At 37.2% G+C, this 4940-nt stretch carries 8 protein-coding genes and 1 pseudogene; 4 read left to right on the top strand and 5 right to left on the bottom strand.

Annotation, left to right across the window (positions count from 1 at the left end):
* Positions 1-247: integrase core domain-containing protein (locus BJN41_RS13230; protein ID WP_141730415.1), on the top strand; the 247-nt coding region annotated here is incomplete at its 5' end.
* Between the two features lie 47 nt (positions 248-294).
* Here the strand turns inward: BJN41_RS13230 and BJN41_RS13225 are convergent.
* From BJN41_RS13225 to BJN41_RS13210, 4 genes are all read right to left on the bottom strand, one after another.
* Complete coding sequence (locus BJN41_RS13225; protein WP_070155737.1) at positions 295-561, bottom strand: type II toxin-antitoxin system RelE family toxin; 267 nt, start codon at positions 559-561, stop codon at positions 295-297.
* 35 nt (positions 562-596) lie between these two features.
* Entirely contained in the window at positions 597-857 is a 261-nt protein-coding gene (locus BJN41_RS13220; RefSeq protein WP_070155735.1) for a type II toxin-antitoxin system RelE family toxin, read from the bottom strand.
* The gene (locus tag BJN41_RS13215) at positions 847-1092 is read right to left on the bottom strand and encodes a type II toxin-antitoxin system RelB/DinJ family antitoxin (protein ID WP_026438268.1); all 246 of its coding nucleotides are present in this window, start codon (positions 1090-1092) and stop codon (positions 847-849) included. The genes BJN41_RS13220 and BJN41_RS13215 overlap by 11 nt, the downstream gene beginning before the upstream one ends.
* 75 nt (positions 1093-1167) lie before the next feature.
* Positions 1168-1638 carry a DUF1643 domain-containing protein gene (locus tag BJN41_RS13210; protein WP_039048355.1) on the bottom strand — a complete coding sequence of 157 codons (471 nt, stop codon included), beginning with the start codon at positions 1636-1638 and terminating at the stop codon, positions 1168-1170.
* A 133-nt stretch (positions 1639-1771) separates the two neighbouring features.
* Here BJN41_RS13210 and BJN41_RS13205 point away from each other — a divergent pair, with 133 nt between their 5' ends.
* From BJN41_RS13205 to BJN41_RS15925, 3 genes and pseudogenes are all read left to right on the top strand, one after another.
* Entirely contained in the window at positions 1772-2692 is a 921-nt protein-coding gene (locus BJN41_RS13205; protein ID WP_026438269.1) for a chromate resistance protein ChrB domain-containing protein, read from the top strand.
* 2 nt (positions 2693-2694) lie between these two features.
* A complete protein-coding gene (gene chrA / locus BJN41_RS13200; RefSeq protein WP_019838421.1) occupies positions 2695-4053 on the top strand; it encodes a chromate efflux transporter in 1359 nt (452 codons plus the stop codon).
* Positions 4054-4099: 46 nt separating this feature from the next.
* A pseudogene (locus tag BJN41_RS15925) lies at positions 4100-4393 on the top strand (hypothetical protein); the annotation flags it as partial.
* Between the two features lie 202 nt (positions 4394-4595).
* Here BJN41_RS15925 and BJN41_RS13195 read toward each other — a convergent pair.
* Positions 4596-4940: recombinase family protein (locus BJN41_RS13195; RefSeq protein ID WP_141730414.1), on the bottom strand; the 345-nt coding region annotated here is incomplete at its 5' end.

Below are 4940 nucleotides of genomic sequence, written 5' to 3'. Positions count from 1 at the left end.
AAGTGAGCTGATGGAAAAGTGGTGTGATCAGCATGGTATTGAGCATGTATTTACTCAACCAGGCAATCCACAGCAAAATGCATATGTTGAGCGATTTAATCGTACAGTACGTTATGAGTGTCTAAATCAATATTTATTTCGAGATCTGAGCGAGGTGCAGGACTATACAACTGACTGGCAGTACTTTTATAATCATGAACGACCTCATATGTCAGTAAATGGTTGTCCACCTATTTTTAAACAATAACAAGGCTTTAGATTTTCTACCCATTAATTCAATTAAAAATGGGGGTATTACCAAACAATGCTATCAGCTCGTTTTCCAACGGTAATTAGCAAAATAACTACCTGATCATCTTTGACCTGGTAAACAAGTCGGACACCAGCTTTTAATAATTTTATTTTATAGCAGCCTGCAAGATCACCTTTAAGCATATTCTTTGGAATATGTGGTTGCTCTATTACCTTAGCTAATTTTTTCTTGAATTGATCTCGTATAGCACTAGGAAGCTTTTCCCATTCTGCAGTGAAGTCCTTATGACGTAAAAGCTTATAAGTCATCTAATGTGACTTCCTCGAACATCTCTTTAGGATCATTAACACNTATCAGCTCGTTTTCCAACGGTAATTAGCAAAATAACTACCTGATCATCTTTGACCTGGTAAACAAGTCGGACACCAGCTTTTAATAATTTTATTTTATAGCAGCCTGCAAGATCACCTTTAAGCATATTCTTTGGAATATGTGGTTGCTCTATTACCTTAGCTAATTTTTTCTTGAATTGATCTCGTATAGCACTAGGAAGCTTTTCCCATTCTGCAGTGAAGTCCTTATGACGTAAAAGCTTATAAGTCATCTAATGTGACTTCCTCGAACATCTCTTTAGGATCATTAACACGTTTACGAACAATCGCTAATAGCTCGGTATCCTCTTCTGAGAGTAAAGCTTTTTGTACTGGAAGCTTTCCAGTCGTAGCAATATATTCAAGAATATTAGTAAAGAACTCAGTAGGTGCAATTCCTTGTTCTTTTAGGATGGAATAAGACTTTTCTTTAAGGGCTTCATCGACCCTGAAATTAACAGTAGCCATCATTTTCCCATTTATTGAATGCATGAGAATATTGTAATGCAATATGCATTACAAAGATAGTTCGTATAACAGCCATTATGTTAAATAGGGCTTAATTTGAGTTTCAGAATGGATGTAAAGAGGATGTTTTGGTTCACCTGTTTTATTCAATTCTAGATAATAAAGTTTACCCTTTAATAGTTCTTTTACAGTAGAGGACCTTTGTTGATACCCCCCATTATTACCCCAACAAGCAATAATTCTTTGGGATTTGGAAGCTATTTCGCTTAAGTAAAAATCATTATCTGAGCCAATGGGATCTTCTTGAGACATCATTTCTTGTGGATCAGTTGCTCTATATGCAAAGAGATTAGCCATATAAATACCACCGCCACCCCAACTTTTGGCAAGGTTGATACAACGAGTGATAGTGGGATCATCTTGAATATGATCTGCAGTTGAGGGATTCAAACCAATAAAAGAAAACATTGGTTTCTCTTTATCCCAGATACGCCATAGAGAATAACGATATTTACTGCAATCTGAAATTATTGCTCCCTTTTCCATAACACCCTCAATTTAAATATGTTCTGGATAAATATTTTCTTAATATTTTTCCTACTATAGGAAATCATTTATTCGTCTTTGAAGTTTAAAAATTTATTAGTAATATATTCTACAAATATGTTGAGTATACTACATGTCTATTTCTTTGCTCATAACATCTCTGCCTACACAGAACACAAGCACTCGGATGAGAGTCTGGCGATCTTTGAAAGCAAGTGGTGCCGCGACCCTTAGAGATGGGGTCTACATACTCCCTATTAATCATAGTGAGAAGTTTACCTCTATTGCTAATGATGTTGTTTCTGAACAAGGAACTGCTTATATGTTTTACGCAGAGCCACCTTTAAATCTTGAACTCGCACCTATTTTCAGTCGAAAAGAAGAGTACGAAACCCTCTATAAACAACTCACGGAAATAAGAGATCGTCAAACTAAAGATGATAAGAAAGAACTACTCAAACAGATTCGTAAATTAAGAAAAAGCATCGATGCACTTGTAGACATTGACTATTATCCAGATGAGACTCAAGTACAGGTTCTTAATGAACTTTCCTTATTGGAACTCACTATTGCACGTCTAGGTGAAGTCAATGAACCTAAAGCTATACAAGCTCATATTCAACATCTGGATAAAGGTAATTATCAAAACAGAATTTGGGCAACACGACAAAGGCCTTGGATTGATCGTCTAGCTTCTGCATGGCTAATCAAGACTTTTATAGATACCTCACCAACATTCATTTGGTTAGAAACGCCAAGTGACTGCCCCAAAGATGCATTTGGATTCGATTTTGATGGTGCAACTTTCAGTCATGTCAATCATTGGGTGACCTTCGAAGTTCTTTTACATAGTTTTGATCTAGAAACACCCGCATTAAAGAAAATCGCTGAAATTGTTCATTACCTTGATGTAGGAGGAATTGAGCCTCCAGAAGCGATCGGTATTGAAAAAGTTATTCAAGGAATTCGAAGTCAGATAAGTGACGATGACCAATTATTTGCATTATCGAATCACATTTTCGATGGCTTATATGCCAACCTATCAAGAGAATAATCATGGAACAAGAACTTGTTATACAACCAGAACAAGAGATACAGTCAGTTTCATTTTGGCAAGCATTCCTATTCTGGCTTAAATTGGGGTTCATTAGTTTTGGGGGGCCCGCAGGTCAAATTGCGGTCATGCACCAAGAACTGGTTGAAGAAAAGCGGTGGATTTCAGAGAAGCGATTTTTGCATGCACTGAACTATTGTATGCTCTTACCGGGTCCTGAAGCACAACAATTAGCAACTTATATAGGTTGGTTAATGCATAGAACCGTCGGTGGTTTAGTTGCAGGGATTCTTTTTGTACTACCCTCACTATTTATTTTAATTGGTCTTTCATGGGTTTATGTAAAATTTAGTGATGTACCCATTATTGCAGGGCTCTTTTACGGTATTAAACCTGCTGTTGTTGCCATTGTTTTTCATGCAACACATCGAATCGGCAGTCGATCACTTAAAAATAAATTTTTATGGCTGATTGCAGCCCTTTCATTTATTGCTATATTTTTCTTCAACTTACCCTTTCCTTTAATTGTGCTCTCTGCCGCAATCATTGGTTATCTAACCAGAAAAAAATATCCAAGCCTATTTTCTGGTGGAAACGCACACCAGCAGAGTAAAAAAGATTATGGTCGTGCTTTAATTGATGATGATACTCCTACACCTGAACATGCGATCTTTAGCTGGAAACGATTGGGCAGTATTCTGCTAATTGGTGGTCTACTGTGGTTTATTCCAATCCTGAGCCTAAGCTTAACGCTGGGGTGGGATCATACTTACACCCAAATGGCTTGGTTCTTTACGAAAGCGGCCCTGCTCACCTTTGGTGGTGCCTATGCAGTATTGCCTTATGTTTATCAGGGTGCTGTAAGCTATTACGGTTGGTTAAGTCCGACTCAAATGATAGATGGCTTAGCTCTAGGTGAAAGCACGCCCGGCCCTTTAATTATGGTGGTCGCATTTGTTGGCTTTTTAGGAGCATTCAATCAAGCAATCTTAGGCTCAGATCATTTATTCTTGGCGGGCACCATTGGAGCAAGCATAGTCACTTGGTTTACTTTCCTGTTTTCCTTTGTTTTTATTTTAGCTGGTGCACCAATTATCGAATCAACACATAATGAGCTCAAATTTACAGCTCCGTTAACGGCTATTACAGCCGCAGTTGTTGGTGTGATTCTTAACCTTGCCCTATTTTTTGCTTATCATGTACTTTGGCCAACAGGTTTTAACGGCTCTTTCGATATTGTTGCTGCGTTAATTGCACTTGTAGCTTTGGTTGGCTTATTTCATTTCCAGCTCAAAGTGATGTACGTCCTTGCAGCTTCAGCATTAATTGGTTTAATTTGCTTTAACTTTCTTTCTATGTAATTTAAACAGTCGAAGTATAAACTTCGACTGTTTTTTTATATCTTTATATTTCTATTTGACTGTGCCTTTCAGCTACATATTCTCAATTCTTTTAAATCGTTATAACAGTCTTAATTTATTAACCATCTGTATTACCTCTCTAATTATTGCTACTCCATTTTTTATTCTTTTAGGATGGGGGCATACTGGAAAGATTGCTGAAGATTGGTGGAAGATGTATACCGAAACATGGGCTAGCTTTATGGCTCTATTTCCTGGCTTATGTTATTGGTTATTTCTGATTGATCTAAAAGACAAGAAATCAAAAATATTGAACAAACCATTACGTAAAGATTCTTAAATTTTTCTAAAATTAACATAATACACCTTATACGTAATGTGTTATAATTCCACTTAGAAATCAATGCTGTAGTTTCTAGTTGATAGCCCACCTTCCCCAAGGTGGGCTTTTTTTGTGATTTTTCACGTTCCACGCTTAAAATTCGAACAGTGTTTCATGATTTTTATAAGTTAAACTAAATTTAGTTGCTAATCCCAATAAGCTATTCACTAACTTGTAAATATCGGTATACCGCCTGACGACTAATCCCAAAAGCTTTCCCTAATGCCATTTTCGATGGATACTTCCCCTCCTTCCATGCTTGTCGTAAAGCTTCAGCTTGGTCAGGCTTTAGTTTATGCACCCGACCTTTGTACTTCCCCTGAGCAGAGGCGAGTTTTATTCCTTCCTTTTGCCGCTCTAAAATGATCTCACGTTCGAACTGTGCAAAAGCACCCATCATTTGAAGCATCAAATTATCCATCGGGGTGGATTCGGCTGTAAAAGTAATATTTTCTTTTACAAACTGGATGGCGATCCCTCGTTTGACCAGTTTATCTACTTCAGT

Origin of the sequence: Acinetobacter towneri, from assembly GCF_001758345.1 — a bacterium.
Taxonomy (GTDB): Bacteria; Pseudomonadota; Gammaproteobacteria; order Pseudomonadales; family Moraxellaceae; genus Acinetobacter; species Acinetobacter towneri_A.
The sequence above is the reverse complement of the archived record's forward strand: the minus strand, read 5'-3'. Positions and strand labels throughout refer to the sequence as shown.